This window comes from Stenotrophomonas sp. YJH_SMC_94-11, assembly GCF_059370435.1.
The window spans coordinates 505,977-524,681 of record NZ_JCAFTR010000002.1 but is presented as its reverse complement, the minus strand read 5'-3'; the positions used below and the strand labels follow the sequence as shown (position 1 = coordinate 524,681).

16 protein-coding genes are annotated in these 18,705 nt (G+C 69.0%); 6 read left to right on the top strand and 10 right to left on the bottom strand.

Going from position 1 to position 18,705, the window contains the following annotated elements; translation table 11 throughout:
- Positions 1-17: 17 nt before the first annotated feature.
- From AC5P74_RS06680 to AC5P74_RS06665, 4 genes are read left to right on the top strand one after another with little or no spacing between them, the layout of a single operon-like run.
- The gene (locus tag AC5P74_RS06680; RefSeq protein WP_065179210.1) at positions 18-671 is read left to right on the top strand and encodes a DUF3348 family protein; all 654 of its coding nucleotides are present in this window, start codon (positions 18-20) and stop codon (positions 669-671) included.
- Positions 672-681: 10 nt separating this feature from the next.
- On the top strand, positions 682-2,946 hold the full coding sequence (locus AC5P74_RS06675; RefSeq protein ID WP_053498562.1) for a DUF802 domain-containing protein: 2,265 nt from the start codon (positions 682-684) through the stop codon (positions 2,944-2,946).
- Positions 2,943-3,581, top strand: coding sequence for an OmpA family protein (locus AC5P74_RS06670; RefSeq protein WP_021204244.1), 639 nt, complete (start codon positions 2,943-2,945; stop codon positions 3,579-3,581). Before AC5P74_RS06675 ends, AC5P74_RS06670 begins: the two co-directional genes overlap by 4 nt.
- Positions 3,571-3,939, top strand: a complete 369-nt coding sequence (locus AC5P74_RS06665) for a DUF2894 domain-containing protein (RefSeq protein ID WP_111191195.1) — start codon at positions 3,571-3,573, stop codon at positions 3,937-3,939. The genes AC5P74_RS06670 and AC5P74_RS06665 overlap by 11 nt, the downstream gene beginning before the upstream one ends.
- A gap of 626 nt (positions 3,940-4,565) precedes the next feature.
- Here the strand turns inward: AC5P74_RS06665 and AC5P74_RS06660 are convergent.
- From AC5P74_RS06660 to AC5P74_RS06615, 10 genes are all read right to left on the bottom strand, one after another.
- A complete protein-coding gene (locus AC5P74_RS06660) occupies positions 4,566-5,012 on the bottom strand; it encodes an REP-associated tyrosine transposase (RefSeq protein WP_206620566.1) in 447 nt (148 codons plus the stop codon).
- Between the two features lie 113 nt (positions 5,013-5,125).
- Positions 5,126-5,884, bottom strand: coding sequence for a 2,3-dihydro-2,3-dihydroxybenzoate dehydrogenase (locus tag AC5P74_RS06655; protein WP_495204808.1), 759 nt, complete (start codon positions 5,882-5,884; stop codon positions 5,126-5,128).
- On the bottom strand, positions 5,875-9,765 hold the full coding sequence (locus AC5P74_RS06650; RefSeq protein ID WP_495204809.1) for an amino acid adenylation domain-containing protein: 3,891 nt from the start codon (positions 9,763-9,765) through the stop codon (positions 5,875-5,877). Before AC5P74_RS06650 ends, AC5P74_RS06655 begins: the two co-directional genes overlap by 10 nt.
- Positions 9,762-10,019 (bottom strand): phosphopantetheine-binding protein, encoded by a 258-nt coding sequence (locus AC5P74_RS06645; RefSeq protein ID WP_019659922.1) that lies wholly within the window; start codon positions 10,017-10,019, stop codon positions 9,762-9,764. The genes AC5P74_RS06650 and AC5P74_RS06645 overlap by 4 nt, the downstream gene beginning before the upstream one ends.
- On the bottom strand, positions 10,019-10,651 hold the full coding sequence (locus AC5P74_RS06640; RefSeq protein ID WP_206620563.1) for an isochorismatase family protein: 633 nt from the start codon (positions 10,649-10,651) through the stop codon (positions 10,019-10,021). The genes AC5P74_RS06645 and AC5P74_RS06640 overlap by 1 nt, the downstream gene beginning before the upstream one ends.
- Complete coding sequence (locus AC5P74_RS06635; RefSeq protein ID WP_495204810.1) at positions 10,651-12,303, bottom strand: (2,3-dihydroxybenzoyl)adenylate synthase; 1,653 nt, start codon at positions 12,301-12,303, stop codon at positions 10,651-10,653. Before AC5P74_RS06635 ends, AC5P74_RS06640 begins: the two co-directional genes overlap by 1 nt.
- On the bottom strand, positions 12,300-13,493 hold the full coding sequence (locus AC5P74_RS06630) for an isochorismate synthase (RefSeq protein ID WP_346608126.1): 1,194 nt from the start codon (positions 13,491-13,493) through the stop codon (positions 12,300-12,302). Before AC5P74_RS06630 ends, AC5P74_RS06635 begins: the two co-directional genes overlap by 4 nt.
- Positions 13,490-14,686 carry an MFS transporter gene (locus tag AC5P74_RS06625; RefSeq protein ID WP_346608125.1) on the bottom strand — a complete coding sequence of 399 codons (1,197 nt, stop codon included), beginning with the start codon at positions 14,684-14,686 and terminating at the stop codon, positions 13,490-13,492. Before AC5P74_RS06625 ends, AC5P74_RS06630 begins: the two co-directional genes overlap by 4 nt.
- A gap of 154 nt (positions 14,687-14,840) precedes the next feature.
- Positions 14,841-15,185 carry a DUF3817 domain-containing protein gene (locus AC5P74_RS06620; RefSeq protein WP_253135733.1) on the bottom strand — a complete coding sequence of 115 codons (345 nt, stop codon included), beginning with the start codon at positions 15,183-15,185 and terminating at the stop codon, positions 14,841-14,843.
- A 112-nt stretch (positions 15,186-15,297) separates the two neighbouring features.
- Positions 15,298-16,233 (bottom strand): TIGR03571 family LLM class oxidoreductase, encoded by a 936-nt coding sequence (locus AC5P74_RS06615; protein ID WP_346608124.1) that lies wholly within the window; start codon positions 16,231-16,233, stop codon positions 15,298-15,300.
- A gap of 66 nt (positions 16,234-16,299) precedes the next feature.
- On the opposite strand from AC5P74_RS06615, the gene AC5P74_RS06610 reads away from it, so the two are divergent.
- Both AC5P74_RS06610 and AC5P74_RS06605 read left to right on the top strand, forming a co-directional pair.
- The gene (locus AC5P74_RS06610) at positions 16,300-16,749 is read left to right on the top strand and encodes a GNAT family N-acetyltransferase (protein ID WP_346608123.1); all 450 of its coding nucleotides are present in this window, start codon (positions 16,300-16,302) and stop codon (positions 16,747-16,749) included.
- 128 nt (positions 16,750-16,877) lie between these two features.
- Positions 16,878-18,389, top strand: coding sequence for a thioredoxin family protein (locus AC5P74_RS06605; RefSeq protein WP_495204859.1), 1,512 nt, complete (start codon positions 16,878-16,880; stop codon positions 18,387-18,389).
- The last annotated feature ends 316 nt before the right edge of the window (positions 18,390-18,705 follow it).

Sequence of the window (18,705 nt, the reverse complement as noted above, 5' to 3'; positions counted from 1 at the left end):
TGGCCCCTCACCCCTTGATGGCGAACGCAGCGCAGCCGGTCCTGGGTGGACCGGAGTTCCTCCGCCTGCTCGCCCGTCTCAGCGACGGCGCGATGCCGGCCAGCAGTCCCGCCCTGACCGATCGCCTCGGCCAGTGGGTGGACTGGAGCCGTGCCGTGGCCCTGTCCGGCGCGTTGGGCGGACGCCTGCCCGAGCCCGGCGAAGCTGCCGAGCGGGCCGAGGATGTACTGGCCGACTGCGCCCAGGCCCATGCCAGCCTGCTGGCCTCGATCCGCGAGGACGCCGAGGCCGAGCGCCTGCTGGACCTGGCCGAGGCCGCTGCCGCACCCAACTTCGCTTCGCTGCGCCAGCGCTACCGGGTGCTGCAGCAGGCCATCCAGACCGCCACCGGGCGCCTGCGCGGCCGCCTGCGCGACCAGCTGGTACAGGTCTCGCCGGAGCTGGCGCGACTGGCCGAGGTTGATGCGGTGATGGAACAGACACTCACCCCGCGCGAGCACAGCTTGCTGGCCACCGCGCCGGCGGTGCTCGGCGCCCGTTTTGAACGCGTGCATGGCCAGCCCGGCTGGCGCGCGGCCTTCCGCCATGACATGCGCACGCTGCTGCTCGCCGAGCTGCAGCTGCGCTTCCACCCGATCGAAGGGCTGCAAGACGCCCTGCGCTCCCACTGACCGGAACACCATGTCCAGAACTGCTCTCCATGTCGTTGTTTTCCTTGTCGGCCTGCTGGCCGTGTGCTGGATCGGCATTGGCTACGTTTCGGTGCATCCGCTGGGTGCAGCGGTGGCGGCGATCATTGCGGCCTGCTACATCGCCGGCGGCGTGGAGCTGTACCGCTACCGCCAGGCCAGCAACGGCCTGCGCGCCGCACTGAATGACCTGTCCAGCGCGAAGGAAAGCCTCGCCCCATGGCTGGAGCGCGTGCCGGTAGGCCTGCGCAACGCCGTGCGCCTGCGCGTGGAAGGCGAGCGCACCGCCCTGCCCGCACCGGTGCTGACCCCGTACCTGGTCGGCCTGCTGGTGCTGCTGGGCATGCTCGGTACCCTGCTGGGCATGATGGACACGCTGCGTGGCACCGGCCTGGCCCTGCAGAGCGCGACCGACATGGCCGCGATCCGCGGCTCGCTGGCCTCGCCGGTGCAGGGCCTGGCGGTGGCCTTCGGTACCTCGATCGCCGGCGTGGCCAGCTCGGCGATGCTCGGCCTGTTGGCTGCGCTGCTGCGCCGCGACCGCCTGCAGGCCGTGCAGCAGCTTGACCGCGCCATTGCCGGCGACCTGCACCCGTATTCGCAGGCCTGGCAGCGCGCCGAATCGCTGCGCCTGCTGCAGGCACAGTCCGCCGCGCTGCCGGCGCTGGTCGACCGCCTGCAGGCGATGACCAGCACCTTTGAACAGCACAGTGCGGCCGCCAATGAGCGCCTGCTGGCTGGCCAGGCCGAGTTCCTGACCCAGAGCCAAGCGCTGCAGGAACGCCTGGCCCTGTCGCTGCAGCAGTCGCTGCGCGAAGGTGCCGAAGCCAGTGCCGCGGCCATCGGTGGCGCGCTGCAGCCGATGGCTGAAACCACCCTGGCCGGTCTGGCTCACCATGGCGAAGCGTTGCATGCCCGTGTCGAGCGCGCCGTGCAACAGCAGCTGGCGGGCCTGAGCGACGGTTTCGAACGCAGCCGGGTCGCCACCGAAGCCAGCTGGGCCAAGGTGGTGAGTGAACAGACCCAGGCGCAGCAGGCGCTGGTGAGTGATCTGCGCCAGCACCTGCAGGCCTTCAGCGATGGCCAGGGCACGCACGCCGAAGCACTCGTCGCGCGTATCGGCGAGCGCCTGCAGGCCGATGCCAACGGCAACGCCGAGGCCTGGCGCGCCGCCATCGAGCAGCAGCAGGCACTGAACAGCGCGCTGGTCGAGCGCCAGCAGCAGGCGCTGCTGGCGGCCGGCCAGCAGCTGGACGAGCGTGCGCAGGCATTGCTGCAGGCACTGGAGCAGCGCCACGACGCCAGCCAGTCGCTGCTGCAGGACCACGAACAGCAGCGCTCGCAGCAGTGGCAAGCCGCCCAGGCTGCCGCCGCGACTGCGCACGCCGAACTGCAGGCCAGCCTGGACAGCCGCGAACAGCAGCGCCAAGCGCGCTGGGACGCGGTCAGCGCCGAACTCCAGCAGGCCCACGCCACCCTGCATGCGCAGCTGCAGGCTGGCGACGAACAGCGCCTGCAGCGCTGGAGCGATGCCCTGCAGCACGTTTCCACCGAGCTGGCCGAGCGCCTGCAGGCCAATGGCGAACGCCTGGCTGCACAGCAGCAACAGGTCTGCGACACGCTGGCAGCGACCGCACAGCAGATCGGCGAGAACGGGCGCGCGCAGGCCAGCGCCACGCTGGCCGAAGTGTCCACCCTGCTGCAGACCGCGGCAGCGGCACCGAAAGCTGCTGCCGACGTCATCAACGAGCTGCGCAGTACGCTGTCCGAAAGCCTGGTGCGTGACAACGCGATGCTGGAAGAACGTGGTCGCCTGCTGGCCACCGTGCAGACCCTGCTGGATGCAATCAACCACGCATCGCACGAACAGCGCACTGCGGTGGACGCACTGGTTGGCGGTTCGGCCGAGCTGCTGGAGCGTGTTGGCAACCGCTTTACCGACCATATCGCGGCCGAGACCGGCAAGCTGGATGGCATTGCGGCAGCACTCACCGGCAGCGCGGGTGACGTCGGCCAGCTGGCCGGCGCCTTCGGTGAAGCGGTCGCGCAGTTCGGCAGTGCCGCCACCGCGCTTTCCGGCCGCCTGGAACAGATCGGTGGCGCGCTGGATGCCTCGCTGGCCCGTAGCGATGAGCAGCTGGCTTATTACGTGGCGCAGGCGCGCGAGGTGGTCGACCTCAGCCTGCTGTCGCAGAAGCAGGTGATGGAAGAACTGCAGCAGCTGGCCACGCGCCGCGGCAAGGCCGGTAGCGCATGAGCGACGAGCTGGAGGTCGATGGCGGCTCGCACGCACCGATCTGGGCCGCCTTCGGCGACCTGATGTCGGTGCTGCTGGGTGCGTTCGTGCTGATACTGGTCGGTGTGGTCGCGGTGCAGCTGGAGCTGTCGCAGCGGCTGGACCAGGAAGTGAAGCAGCGCCAGGCCGAAGCCAAGCGCCTGCAGACGCTGGAACAGGCGCTGGCCGGCCCACTGGCCGCCGGTCGCGTGACCCTGGTCGATGGCCGCATCGGCATCAGCGGCAGCGTGCTGTTCGCACTGAACTCGGACCAGCTGCAGCCGGAAGGCCAGGAGCTGCTGCGCAGCCTGGCCGCACCGCTGGCCGCCTATCTGGGCAGCCGCGAAGAGATCCTGATGGTCAGCGGCTTTACCGATGATGCGCCAGTGCGCGAAGGCAACCGCCGCTTCGCCGACAACTGGGAGCTGTCCGCGCAGCGTTCGCTGACCGTGACACGCACCCTGATCGCCGATGGCGTACCGGCTGACGCCGTGTTCGCCGCCGCGTTCGGCAGCGAGCAGCCGGTCAGTTCCAACGCCAATGAGGAAGGCCGCGCGCGCAATCGCCGTGTGGAAATCGCGCCGATCCCCAAGCCCAAGGCGGCGGATGGCAAGTAAGCCGCCCGCGCTGGAAGGCCTGCGCGCATTGGTGCGTGACCTCGATGCGGGGTCGCGCTCGCTGCCGCATTACCCACAGGTGCCGATGCTGCAGCAGGTGCAGCGCGAATGGTCGGAGCTGCGCAGCGAACTGCAGGTGCGCCGCTCGCTGCGCGCCGAGGCCCCGGCCGATGGCGGCCCACTGAACTCGGCAGTGCTGGTGCAACGCATGCTCGACACGATGCAGGCCACCAGCCCCGGCTACCTGCGCCACTTCATCGACTATGTGGACACGTTGTCCTGGCTGCAGGCGCTGCAGGACAGCGCCGCCAGCGGCGGTGATACCGCAAAGCCGAAACGGACACGCAAGCCGCGCTGACCATTGATTGGTAGTGCCGGCCGCCGGCCGGCAGCTACGCATCTCTGCGCGGGTCATGTGGTTGCCGGCCAGCGGCCGGCACTACCATCGCGGGTGCTCTGCGCGCCGGAACGAAATCTGCGCGGCGCTTCGGTTCTGCTGTGGTAGTGCCGGCCGCTGGCCGGCATCACATCCAGGCCGACCACGGCCGAAGCGCGCAAGCGGCGCTGAACAGCGAATGTCCGCGCTGACCATTGATTGGTAGTGCCGGCCGCTGGCCGGCAGCCACGCATCTCTGCGCGGGTCATGCGGTTGCCGGCCAGCGGCCGGCACTACCATCGCGGGTGCTCTGTGCGCCGGAACGCGATCTGCGCGGCGCTTCGGTTCTGCTGTGGTAGTGCCGGCCGCTGGCCGGCATCACATCCAGGCCGGCCACGGCCGAAGCGCGCAAGCGGCGCTGAACAGCGAATGGCCGCGCTGAACATTGAATGATGGTGCCGGCCGCTGGCCGGCAGCTACGCATCTCTGCGCGGGTCATGTGGTTGCCGGCCAGCGGCCGGCACTACCATCGCGGGTGCTCTGCGCGCCGGAACGGAATCTGCGCGGCGCTTCGGTTCTGCTGTGGTAGTGCCGGCCGCTGGCCGGCATCACTCCCGGGCCGACCACGCATACGGATACTCGCCAATCTGCCCAGCAAGACCGGCGCGCACCGGATTACCCAGTACATACAGCGCCTGCCGCGCCAGCGACTCTTCGGTCCTCACTGCATGATCGAAGTAGCCGGGCTGCCACACCGTACTTCGACGGCCCGCCAGGCGATTCAGGGCAAGTGCACTCGACGATTTCATCCGGCGCGCGACATCTGGAAGGTGAGCTGCACGCAGCTCGAACATCCAGTGGACGTGATCCGGCATGACAACCCATGCGTGTGACCGTACGAGCCCGCGTTGTTCGATGTAATGGAACTGGTCGATCACACATGCTGCTGCAGCTTCGCTTTCAAAGAGCCGGCGGCGCTGATAGGTCGTGGTTGTCAGGACATAGGCCTGGCCGATGATCGAGTGACGGCCCAGGCGGAGGCGATGGCTGCTCATGCGCCATGGTGGGTTGATCATTGGGCGTTGGCTGTCAGGCCAAGCCTCGATGGGGGTTGGGAGATGTCTGAAGTTGAATGAGGTTGCCGGCCAGCGGCCGGCACTACCGGACCTCAGCCGCGCAGGGTGGCGCCGCCGTCGACATACAGATCGGTCATCGCCACGTGCCCGGCCTGCTCGGAGAGCAGGAACATCGCCGAGTGCGCGATGTCTTCCGGGGTGGCCAGCTTGCGCAGTGGGATGCCGGCCTTGTAGGTCTCAAGGTTGCCGGCGATCACCCGTTCGGCGCCGTGCTCGTCCTGCCACATGCCGGTCTGCATCGGGGTCAGCGTGGACCCCGGGGCAACGATGTTGCAGCGGATGCCCAACGGCGCCAGCTCCAGCCCGAGGCAGCGGGTGAACATCGTGGCGGCGGCCTTGGATGCCGCATAGGCGGCCATGCCATGCCTTGGCACACCGGCCGCATTCGAGCTGACGGTAACCATCGCGCCCTGCCCGCGCGGCGACATCACCCGCGCCAGGGCACGCCCGACATGGAACACCCCGTCGGTGTTCACCGCGAACACCCGGCGCCAGTCGTCATCGCCGGTCTCGGTCACGCCGCCCACATGCAGCACACCGGCTACGCTGGCGGCCAGCATGATCGGCCCGATGCTGGACTCGACCTGATCCACCAGGCCGTCCACGGCGGCACTGTCGGTCACGTCGAGCGCAAAGGTGCGCACACGCACATCTGCCGTAACAGGCGCCTCGCGATCGGTCGCCACTACGGTGCAACCGGCCTCGGCCAGCAACCGCACCAGTGTCTCGCCGATGCCACCGGCAGCGCCGGTCACCAACGCCACGCGGCCTTTGAAACCGGTCAACTGCATGTTGCGATCTCCTGTTGTTCGTCCCATTGGCGCAAGCGTGCCGACAACCACGGCGCCAGCTGCGCCACCGCATCGCGTCCGGTCAGCTCTGCGTGCAGGAATGGCAGTTCCAACGACTGCACCCTGCGCGCGTGTGCCCGCCACAACGCCGACCGCAACTGTGGCCGCGCCTGGTGATCTCGACCGGCACGCACATGCACCAGCGTGCCATCGAACGGCCGGTGGATATGTTCACGGATCAGTCGATTGGTGCCGGTCACGGCGCGCACCACGCCATCCAGCACGACATCCGGCAGGCTACCCAGCGCACTTCCGCCACGACGCAGGAACGCGAGAATGCGTTCCCGGCTGTCCAATTCCGGATGCGCATCCGGGTCATGACCGGCAATCGCCAGCAGTGCCCGCAATGCGGCGATGGCATCGGGCTCCGGCTCGGCCCGCCAGCACTCGCTGGGATAGGCGTCCAGCAGTACAAGTTCGCCGACCGCGCGCCCGATCTCATGCAGTCGCACCGCCATCGCCTGGGCGAGGATGCCACCCACCGACCAGCCCAGCAGATGCACCGCCCCCGTCGGCTGCAATTCGACCACACGCTGTACGTAGTCGTTGGCCATCGCCTCGATACTGCTCGGCAGCCGCTGCCGCGCGTCCAGTGCCGGCGACTGCAGGCCATATACCGGGCGTGCCGGCTGCAGTGCCCGGGCCAGGGCGCGGTAGTTCCAGGCGATGCCGCCGGCCGGGTGCAGCACGAACAGCGGCGTAGGCCCGGCAGCGTCGGTCGCGGCCAGCGCGATCACCGGCCCCAGTGCGTGATCGGCCAGCGCCGGCGGCTCGGCAATACGAACCGCCAGCGCGGCCACGGTGGGCTGGGCAAACAAGGCCCCCAGACCGAGATCGCAGCGCCAGCGCTGTTCGATCGCCAGCAGCAGGTGCACCGCCGACAGTGAGTCACCGCCGAGACTGAAGAAATCCGCATCCACCGCCACCGGCGCTTCTCGCCCGAGTGCCTGGGCAAACAGCGACGCCAGCTCCTGTTCCAACGGCGTGCGCGGCGCCAGCCCGGCGATCTCCTGCCGCGGTGGTACGGGCAGCGCGTTGCGATCCAACTTGCCGTTGGCGGTCACCGGCCAGTGATCCACGCCAACGAAGGCGGACGGCACCATGTAATCCGGCACGCGTGTGGCCAGATGACTGCGCAGCATGCTGGCGTCGGCCAGTGCCGACGGCACATAGGCTACCAGCCGGGCATCGCCGGGTGCGTCGTGGCGCAGGAGCACTTCCACCCGCTCCATGCCCGGCAGTTCGCGCAAAGCCGCCTCGATCTCGCCCAACTCGATGCGCAGGCCGCGCAATTTCACCTGATGGTCGCTGCGGCCCAGGTACTCCACCGCGCCATCGCTGCGCCAGCGCGCTATGTCGCCGGTGCGGTAGATGCGCTCGCCCGCCAGGAAAGGATCGGCAAGGAAGCGTTCGGCAGTCAGGTCCTCGCGACCGAGATAGCCACGCGCCAGCTGCACACCGCCCAGATAAAGGTCACCGGCCACACCGACCGGCACCGGCTGCATCCGCGCGTCCAGCACGTAAAGGCGGGTATTCCAGACCGGGAAGCCGATCGGCACCGGCCGCGATCGATCCTGCGCCGACGCCGGCCAGTAGCTGACGTCCACCGCGGCTTCGGTCGGGCCGTACAGGTTGTGCAGTTCGGCGTGCATGCGCGCGTGGAAGCGGTCGCGCAACGCGGCATCCAGCGCCTCGCCACTGGTGAATACCCGTCGCAGCTGCAGGCCTTCGGAGGCCGGTGCAGCGAGGAAGGCATCGAGCATCGACGGCACGAAATGCGCCGTGGTGATGCCATGCCCGCGGATCAGCCGCGCCAGTTCGGTGGGGTCGCGATGCGCATCGGGCCCGGCAACCACCAGCGTGGCCCCGCACAGCAACGGCAGGAAGAACTCCCAGACCGAGACATCGAAGGTGGCCGGGGTTTTCTGCAGCACGCGGTCATCGGCGCGGATGCCGTAGTGCTCGCGCATCCACAGCAGGCGGTTGACGATGGCACGGTGTTCGACGACCACGCCCTTCGGTTCCCCGGTCGAACCGGAGGTATAGATCACATAGGCCGCATCGCTGGGCGCCGGATCGGCCCACGGCGCGGCGAAGCTCAGCGCGGTCCACTGCTCCGGCGCGAGCACCGGTACGCCGGCCATGCGCGCCGAAACCTCCGCCGCAGCCAGAACGCACACCGGCTGCGCCGAGGCGAAGATGCGCGCCAGCCGCTCGTCGGGATGGGCAAGGTCCAGCGGCAGGTAGGCCGCGCCTGCGCGCAGCACCGCCACCAGCGCGATCACCAGCGCCAGCGAGCGCGGCAATGCCACCGCCACCACGCTGCCCGGGCCGACACCCATCGCCCGCAGCTGGGCCGCCAGCGCGAAACTGCGCGCTTCCAGCGTTGCGTAATCCACGGCAGCATCGCCGAACACCAGCGCAGGCGCGTGCGGGTCCCGATCCATGCCCTGCTGCAGCAATTCAACCAGGGTGGTCTCAGGAAGCGCGTGCGCGGTGGCGTTGAAACCCTGCAGCACCTCTTGCGCCTCCATGGGCGTGGCCAAGGGTACGGCTTCGATATCGTCAGCCTGCAGCGCCGCCGACACGAAATTCAGCAGCCGCGCCGCGTGCGCCTCGACATCCTCGCGACTGTACAGCGCGGGATTGGCCTCGATCTCCAGATCCAGCAGGTGCTGGCCATCGCCACGGAAACCCAGCGCCAGGTCATCCACCGGCCCGGTGCACAGCACCTCCAGCGCCGCCTGCACGCCGGGCAGGGCCGGCGGCCTGTAGAACGGCTGCACATTCACCAGCGGGCCGTGCAGGCGCTGCTGCGTGCCGACCAGGCCCAGGTCCCGGCGCAGCTGCTCGCCCCGGTAGCGGCCGTGCCTGCGGCCCTGGCTGAGCTGGCGACCCAGGCTCCGGGCAAAGGCCTCGACGCTGCCCTCGCCGGCCGCCACGCGCAGCGGCAACACATTCATGACCATCGCCGGCACCCGCGCCGACACGTTGCCCAGCCGCCCCATGTAGGGCACGCCCAGCACCACTTCATCGGCGGCACTCATCCGCCGCAGGTACTCGGCCGCCAGCGCAGCCAGCACATCCGGCCAGGGCTGCAGCCAACGCACCGAAGCCTGCAGCAACTGCTCACGGAATGCCGCATCGAGCGGCTGTACCCAGCGCAGCGCGTCGACACTGGCCGCGAGCGTGCCGGCCAGGCCTGCGCCTGCCGGTGCGCCCTGCATGTGCTCACGCCACCACTGCCCGGCCTGCACGCGGCGCGGATCGGCACGGTAGGCGGCATCATCGGCCAGCACAGCGGACAGTCCTGGCAGTGGCTCACCCTTGCGGCCGGCGTACAACGCGCACACGCGATCGGTGAACAGCGCCATGCCGTAGCCATCGGCAGCCAGATGATGCACCCGCAGGTACCAGACCCAGCGCTGCGCACCCAGTTCAAGCAGCACCTGCTGGCTGATCCGGTCGAGGGTGGGATCGACCGGGCTCAGCCGGTCAGCGTGCATCAGGCTGCGTGCCGCAGCGGCGGGATCCGCCTCGGCGGACACATCGCGTACCGAAATCAGCGGCACGTGTACCGGGTCATGCCACTGTAGTGGCTGGCCATCGGCACCTTCGGCAAAGCGCAATGCGAAAGCCTCGGCCTCGCGCGCAGCCTGGTCTGCCGCTGCGACGAACGCGGCCACGTCCAGCGGGCCGTCGATCCATACCGCGTGCGCGGTATTGAATGACGGATTGTCCGGTGCCAGCCGCTGTGCAAACCACAGCCCAGCCTGGGCCTCGGTCAACGCCACCGGCGTGGCCAGCGCTGCGGCGTTCATGCGTTCTGCGCTGCCTGCAGTTGCTGCACCACACCCCACCACTGGCGCAGCGTGGTGTGCTCGGCCAACTGCGAGAACTCCAGCGGAAGGCCAGTGTTGCCCCAGGCCAGGACCAGGCCGAGCATGCGCATTGAATCCAGGTCCAGGTCGATCAGGTTGTCGTCGTCACCGATCTCGGCCGGCGTGCACTCCAGGACACGCGCCACGTCGGCACGCATCCGCTCCAGATCCAGCGCCTCACCCATGGCAGCCATCACAGCACCTCCAGCAGCTGATCGGTGGTCATCGGCACACCACAGGTGCGCGCGATCCAGTGCAGCGCCTGATCGTGATCGGCACGCGAGAAGTCCGCCACCGCATCAGCGGCGATGAAGGCCTCGATGTCACGCTGGAAGGCATCGACCACGGTCGCGGTGCAGCCGATATGGGCGTACACGCCGGTCACCAGCAACTGGTCGCGCCCACGCACCCGCATCAGCGTCTCCAGGTTGCTGCGCTGGAATGCGCTGTAGCGGTGCTTCACCAGCACGTGCTCGCCCGGTTGCGGTGCCAGCGCCTCGATGATCGGCTCATGGTCGGCGCTGCGACGCATGCCCGGCCCCCACAGGTCGGCCTGCAGGCCACGGTCGCGACGGTCTTGGTCACCATGCTGGGCGGTGTAGAACACCGGAATGCCCTGCGCACGGCAATGCGCCAGCAGGCGCACGATGTTGTCCACCGCCGGCCGCAAGGGCGTGCTGCCGGCGTCGAATGCGGCCAGGAAGTAACGCTGCATGTCGTGCACCAGCAGCGCGACACGATCGCGCCGGGCACGCCACGGTCCGCGCGCCTGCGGTAGCTCAGCGGCGGTCGGCAAGGGGTAATCGGTGATACGGGGCAGCGCCATCAGCGCGTTCCTCCTGTCTGTTGCAGATGACGCGCACGCAGCTGCGCACGCAGTTCGCGGCGGCTGATCTTGCCGACCGCAGTGGTATCGAAGCTGTCGACGAACACGACCTGATCGGGCACCTTGAACGCCGCCAGGCCGCGCCCGCGCATCCAGGCCTTCAGTGCCGGCGCCTTGAACGGTTCGCCCTGCGCGATCACAAAGGCGCAGCTGCGCTCGCCCAGATACTCATCGGGAATGGAGACCACGGCGGCATCAAACACGCCGGGGTGCGCCAGCAGATGATCTTCGATCTCTTCGGCGGAGATTTTCTCCCCGGCACGGTTGATGTGGTCACCGGCGCGGCCCTGCACCACCAGGTAGCCTCCGGGCAGCTGCTGCACACGGTCGCCGGTGCGATAGAAGCCGTCGTCGGTGAACGAGCGCGCATTGGCCACCGCATCGTTGTGGTAGCCCCGGATGGTGTACGGGCCACGGGTGAGCAGATGCCCCACCTCGCCTTCGGCCACCGGCTGGTCATGGTCATCGACCACGCGCACTTCGTCGTCCGGACTGATCGGCCGGCCCTGGCAGGCCACGATCAGGTCCTCCGGATCATCCAGCCGTGTGTAGTTCACCAGGCCTTCGGCCATGCCGAACACCTGCTGCAGCGTGCAGCCAAGGCCGTCGATCACCCGCCGTGCGGCTTCCGGCACCAGTTTGGCGCCGCCCACCTGCAGTACCCGCAGGCTCGACAGGTCATGCTTGCCGGTAGCGGCGGCCTGCGCCCACAGCAGCGCCAGCGGCGGCACCAGGCCGCAGCAGGTCACCTTTTCGCGGGCGATCAGCGGGAATGCGGCATCCGGCCCGGGGCCGGGGCTGAGCACCACGCGGGCGCCGGCGTACAACGCGCCGAAGAAGCCCGGCGAGCTCATCGGGAAATTGTGCGCGGCCGGCAGCGCGACCAGGTAGACGCTGTCGCGGTCGATGCCGCAGATTTCATTGCTGGCACGGAATGAATAGATGTAGTCGTCGTGCGTGCGTGGAATCAGCTTGGACAGCCCGGTGCTCCCACCGGAAATCTGCAGGAACGCCACAGACTGCGGGTCCGGATCGGCCGGCAACCGGCTGCGATCGCCCTGCAGTGCCTCCAGCCCAATGAACTCCGCCGCATCGCCGTCGATCACTACATGGCGAACCGCCGGCACGTCGGCCTGCAGCGCCCGCGCCAGTCCGCGATGGTCGAAGCCATCATGCAGCCCGGTGGTGATGTAGGCACTGGCTTCGGCCTTGCTGGCGAAGTGCACCAGCTCGGTGATGCGGTGTGCCGGCAACGCGTACACCGGCACCAGTCCGGCGCGGAACAGGCCACAGACCGTTGTGACGAAGCCTGCCGTGTTGCCCAGCTGCACCAGCACCCGCTCCCCTGGCTGCAGGCCGAGCGTCAGCAGGCCGGCACCGATCCGCCCGGCCTCGTGCCACAGCTGCGCATAGCTCAGGCGCACGTCGCCGGCGACCACCGCAATGTCATCGGCATAGCGTTCTGCACGTTCGCGCAGGAACCCCGGGAAGGTCTCGCCACGCCAATGCCCAGCCTCGCGATAGCGCGCCATCAGGTCATCCGGCCACACCTGCTGCAGTGGCAGGCGGGAAGCGTCAGTGGAGGTAGTCATGCGGCAGGCTCGATCGCAGGCGCGGATTCATGGACACCCAGCGCATTCAGCAGGGCGGCGAACTTCGCAGCGGTCTCGGCCACCTCGGCCTCGGGCTGCGAGTCGGCAACGATGCCGGCGCCGGCGAACAGGCGCAGCTGCATTCCCTGCAGGCGTGCGCAGCGGATTGCCACATACCAGTCGCCGTCACCCTGCGCATCCAACCAGCCCACGGCGCCGGCATAGAAGCCGCGCGGCACCGTTTCCAGCTCGCGGATGCGCTGCAGCGCCGCCATCCGCGGCGTACCGCAGACCGCCGGCGTAGGGTGCAGCTGCGCCAGCAGCTCGGCGGCCGACGTGTGCGGATCCTTCAGCGTGGCATGGATGCGTGTGCCCAGATGCCACATGCTGGCAGTGGCATGCAGCGCCGGCCGCGGCTGTGCATCGATGTGGCTGCAATACGGTGCCAGACCCTCGACGATCGCCTCGACCACATGACGGTGCTCGTCATGGTCCTTGGTCGAGGCCAGCAGGTCCTGCGCGGCGCGCTCGTCCTCGGCAGCATCGGCGCAGCGCCGCGCAGACCCCGCCAGCGGGTGCGACAACAGCTCGGCGCCACGCTTGCGCAGGAGCAGTTCCGGGGTCGCGCCCACCAGCCACGCTGGCGCCTGACCCACTTCCACCGGCAGCGGAACCGCATAGGTCGCCACCGAAGGATCCGCGCCCAGCCGTGCCAGCAGCACGTCCGGAGACAGCGCCCGGTGGGTGCGTGCCACCAGGCTGCGCGCCAGCACCACCTTCTGGAGGTCCAGTTCGGGCGCGCGCAGTGCCTGCACCGCCGCAGCCACCGACGCCGCGTACGCCTGCGCCGAAGGCTCGGCCTGCAGGGCACCCTCCAGCGCTGGCGCGGCCTGTGGCTGTAGTGCCAGCGCTGGCAGCAGGCGCTCGGGCTGGTACAACGCGCCGTCGGCACGGGGTTCGAATGGGACTGCGCCGACCAGCAGGCCCGGGCCGCCGCGCTGCTGGGCAAAGAACACCGAAACGCGTTCGGCCAATGTCGCCAGCGTACCGGCCGGCAGCGTGGCGCGGCAACCGCGTGCGTGCACGTGCTGGCCAGCGTGCTGCAGCAGGAACAGCGTCGCGTCGTCGCTGCTCTCCTGCGGCGCTGGCGCAGCCTCCGGCCACGCGCCCTGCATCAGGGAATCGTTCATGGGGTCTCCTTCATCCGATGCACTGCGGCCAGCGCGCACAGCAACAGCAGCAACGCGCCGACCAGGAGGTATGGCAGGCTGGGCCCGCCGCGGTACAACAGCGTGCCGAGCATCGGCCCGGCCACCATGCCCAGTCCCTGCGCGGCAGCGACAGTACCGGCGGCGGCGCCCTGCTCGTGCGCCTCCACCGCGTCGGCGGCCAACGCCTGGAACGAAGGGAATACGAAGCCCATGCCGAATGCAGCCAGTGCGTAGGCCGCAGGCAGTTGCCAGGCCTGCTGCACGCCCGCCACCGAAGCAAAGCCGATGCCTGAGATCACGGCGCCGAGGACGATCCAGCGCCGCGGATGAACCTCCAGCTTCATCACCAGCGCCTGCGCCAGGATCAGGCCAACGCCGACCGCCGTCAGCGCGATGCCGGCCATGCGCGCACCGGCCGCCGCATCCAGGCCCAGGCGATCAATCGCGAAGAAGCCAACCGTGACCTGCGCGATGGTCACGGAAACCATGGCGATGAACGCCGCCAGCTGCGGCAGGCGCAGGCGCGGGTCGAGGCGGCTCATCGGCGCGCAGCGCTGGGCGGAAACGCCCATTGCAGGCGGTGTGGCCGGCAGTCGCCAGGCCAGCAGCGCCAACGCCAGCAGTGGCAACAGTGCGGCCACGTACAGCGCCAGCGACAGGTTCGTATAGGCCAGCCAACCCGCGGCAGCCGGGCCCAGCACCATGCCCAATGCGTTGGCGCTGCCCAGGCGGGCGAGGAACTTCGCACGCTGCCCGTTCGGTGCCTTGTCGGCGATCAGCGCAGCTGCGGTAGGAGGCACCGCTGCGTAGAACAGGCCGATCAGGCCGCGCGCAGCGACCAGCACCAGCACTGACACCAGCACCGGCGGCACCGCCTGCAGGGCCACGTCGATGAACACCGCCAGCGCGATATAGACGACGGTGTAGGCAGTCATCGCCAGCATCAGCACGCGCTTGCGGCCGATGCGGTCGCTGAGCTGGCCCCACGGGCGCGCAGCCAGCATCCACAACACGCCTGCGGCGGTAACCGACAGGCCGGCATGCCACTCGGACAGCCCGAGCATGCGGACCACCGGACCGATCACGGCGACGAAGGACATCATCGCCATGGTGCCGATCAGGGCGGCCAATACCAGCGCCGGCAAGCCGGGAACGACGGGACGTGCGTGCATGGAACACCAGCCGTAGCAGGAAAGGATTGGCCGGGCGCGCCTGCGCGCCCCACCCGGCACCGACCCTGCTCAGGGCCAGACGCCACCCTCAAATGATAACGGCTCGTATTTGCATTTGATACCCATTCTCTTGAATGGGCGCGCAACACTGGGTTCAGCGCATTGCACGCAGGCCGAGCAGGCCACGGCGCTTGAACCACCACTCCAACGGCAGCGTCACCAGCGGCGGGATCGCTGCCAGCAGGGCCAGGGCACTGGCCCACCACGGCCAGCGCAGGCGCACCGCCGCGAGCAGCGTCACCGCCACATACACGAGGAAAGCCACGCCGTGCAGCGGCCCGAACACCTTCACCAGGGCCACGTTGGCCATCGGGCCGTACTTCATCCACATGCCGATGAGCAGGCCGGCCCAGGTCACGGCCTCGATGAAAGCGACCGCAGCGAACAGGCGTCCGGTTGGGTGAATGGGGGAACGTTGGGTCACGTGGGGCTCCGGCATCGGGGTATCCAATGCGAATGATACGCAGATGCACGCCGCGGCAGGTAGCGCCGGGCCATGCCCGGCGGGCGCACCGTCATCAGCAACACGGCGTGTCCACCAAGGTGGACACCTACCCGGGCATATCCGGCAGAACCTGCTCCCCGATCTCGCGCAGCACGTCATCCATCGTCCGCCCGTTATCGATCAGGTTGAACATCACATGCGCCACGCCCTGCGCATGCACGCGCAGCAGATACTCACGCAGGCCATCGCGGCCGACCTTCAGGCCCAGCGGCAGCGGCTCGGGCGGCGCCTGCGGATCTGCCTGCAGGTCCAGCAGCATCGACTGCACGAACGGCTTGCCTGGCCCGCCGCGCTGCGCCAGCGCCTGCTGCCACAGGCCGATGCGCCCTTCCTGTGCGGCCTCTTCGCGGTGATAGGTGGCCCAGCCTTCGGCCTCACGCGCTATCCACTGCAGGCTCTGCCGCGCGGTACCCACCACCAGCATCGGAATGCGGGTTGCCGGCGCTCGCAGCACGTCGAAGCCACCAGTGGCCTGCAATACGGCGGTGCGCTCATCGGCGGCCGGTGACAGCGCCGCCCGCAACAACGTCCAACGCTCACGGAAGGTCGCCGCCCTGCCCTCCAGATCCTCGCCGAATGCGGCGAACTCTTCCGGGCGGTCACCCGAACCCAGGCCCAGTACGAAGCGTCCGCCGCTGATCCGGTCCAGGCTCAACGCCGACTTCGCCACCTGCAGCGGCTGGCGCAATGGCAGCACGATGGCCGCGCTGCCGACCACGATGTGCCCCGTCGCGGCCGCCAGCATGCCCAGCCACAGGAACGGATCGTCCAGCGCACTTGCTGTCGCGTCCGGACCCTGCGGCACCATCAGCGGCACATCGCGCGCCCACAACGCGGCGAAACCAAGATCGTCGGCCAACCGCGCGATGCGCCGCGCCTGATGCGGATCGGCCAGCCCCTGCGACGCCACCGGCGTCATCAGGCCCAGGCTCAAGCCCTGCCCTGGAAACAACGCAGCGTACGCGGGATTGAAATCACTCATGCCTGCAGCTTAGCGTGCAGGCACGGGGCAGCGATGACGTGCAGCCCGCCACGGGAAGAACACTGCATGCCGACGATCCGCCCTGCCCGCGTCGATGACCTGCCCGCGATCAGCGCGGTGTGCCTGGCCGCGTTCACTGCGGCGGTTGCGCCCTCGCTCAGCGCAACCGGCATCGCCACGTTCGGCAATGTCGCCGCCGCCGATGCGTTCGGTGAACGCCTGCACGGCGACAACCATATCCTGGTGGCCGAGCAGGACGACCGTATCGTCGGCGTGGTCGAGCTGAAGGAAGGTCGCCACCTGGCGATGCTGTTCGTCGATCCCGGCTGCCAGGGACAGGGCATCGGCCATGCACTGTTCGAGGCGGTGCTGCCTCAGGTACGCGAGCCGGCCCTGACCGTACGCGCATCGCTCAACGCTGTGCCGACCTATCTGCGCTATGGCTTCGTGATTGACGGTGAGGCCTGCGAGTTCAACGGACTGGTCTACCAGCAGATGGTGCGGGCAGCCGCCTGAAGGCACGGGCCCCGGCCAATGCCCGGGGCGTCATGCCCCGGCGCATGTCCGTCATGAGCAAACTGAATCAGCGGGTTCCCTGCGCGTTCCTACAATGCCCTGTCACCCTGCCCTTCGAGATCCTGCCGATGCGCGTCGCGCTTTCCGTGTTGCTGCTGGCTTCGGCGCTGAGTGCCTGCGCCCCGGCCCCGGTTTCCACCGCCAACTCCGCCGAGGCACCTGCGCCGGTCAAGGGAATCGCGTGGCGCCAGGGTGACGTCGATGATGCCTTCGCCGAAGCCGCAGACAGCGGCAAGCCGGTGCTGCTGTACTGGGGCGCGGTCTGGTGCCCGCCGTGCAACCAGCTCAAGGCCGGCCTGTTCAAGGACCCGGCCTTCATCGCCTTGACCGGCAAGTTCGTGCCGGTCTACCTGGATGGCGACGAGGAAGGTGCGCAGGCCTGGGGCGAACGCTTCGGGGTGCGCGGCTACCCGACCCTGATCGTGCTGGACCCACAGCGCAATGAACTTACACGCGTGGCCGGTGGCAACGACGCCGCCGAACTGACCCGGGCATTGACCGTCGCCGCCGGGCGCCGCAGTGCAATCGCTGCCACTCTGGCCACCGCCCTGGCCACGCCGGAGAAGTTGGCTGCAGAAGACTGGCAGGTACTGGGCGACTACGGCTGGGAAGTCGACGCCAACCGCCTGGCCGGCGAGCGCAAGAGTCAGGACGTGTTGCGCCAGCTGTCCAGGTCGGCACCGGATGCCGCCCTGCAACGCCGCTTCGCCCTGCTGGCCTTGGCCACCGCCGACACGCCCGCCAGCTCGCCTACCGAAGTACGCGAGCTGCTGCAGGCCGTGCTGGCGCAGCCGGCCGAAGTCCGCCGCAACCGTGAGTTGCTGGGCTATGCAGGCGCACAGTTGGTCAAGCAGGCCAGCGCCGGCCCGGCCACCCGCAACACGCTGGGGCAGCAGCTGCTGGTCGCGCTGGAGCGCGCAGATGCCGAGCGCGGCGACCGCGCCGACGACGCATTGTCGCGCGCACTGACGGAAGTATCGCTGGCCCGCCAGCAGCAGCCGAAGGGCGCACTGCCCGCGCCGCTGGTTGATCGGGTCAAGCAGCGCGTGGCCGCGGCCGATGCCACCGCCTCTGATGCGCATGCACGCCAGGCCACGATCAGCGGCGCGGTCTACGCACTGCGCCAGGTCGGTGACGACGCCGGTGCCGAGGCGTTGTTGCTGGCGGAGCTGAAGCGCAGCCAGCAGCCCTACTACTACATGCCCGAGCTGGCCGAACTGGCCGAGCAGCGCGGCGACACTGCCGGTGCGCTGGAGTGGTTGAAGCGTGCCTACGACGGTGCGCAGGGCCCGGCCACCCGCGTGCAGTGGGGCGTGCTGTACGTGGAAGGGTTGCTGAAGCTGGCGCCGAACGACGCGCCGCGCATCGAGCAGGCCACCGCCTCGCTGATCGCCGAACTGGAGGCGCAGCCGTCGGGTTACCACCAGCGCACCCGCCAGCGTTTCGAGCGCCTGGCCGGGCAGCTGAAGGCGTGGAGCGGGAAGCACCAGGGTGCCGAGACGCTGGCGCGGTTGCAGCAGAGAATGCAGCAGGCGTGCGGTGAACAGGTGGATGGCGCGTGCAAGGACTGGTTGAGTTGAGTTGATGAAAACGCGGGCGGCTGGTTCGCCTGCCGACGCCTTTGTTGATACCGGTTGTGGCCGGGGGAGGGGCTGGCCGGGACACGCCGTAAACCCATCCTTGGGGGCTCGATGGCGCCATCCATGGCGCCAACGGTCCCGGCCAGCCCCTCCCCCGCCACCGGACGGTTTCCTGCGAGCGCGGGCAGCACTTCAGCGCGCCGGTGAGGTTCGAAAAGCGGGTTCTGGTAGTGCCGGCCGCTGGCCGGCAACCCGACCTTGCCGGCATGCCGGCCAGCGGCCGGCACTACCACTCCGCTCGTGCTGTCCTGCAGGA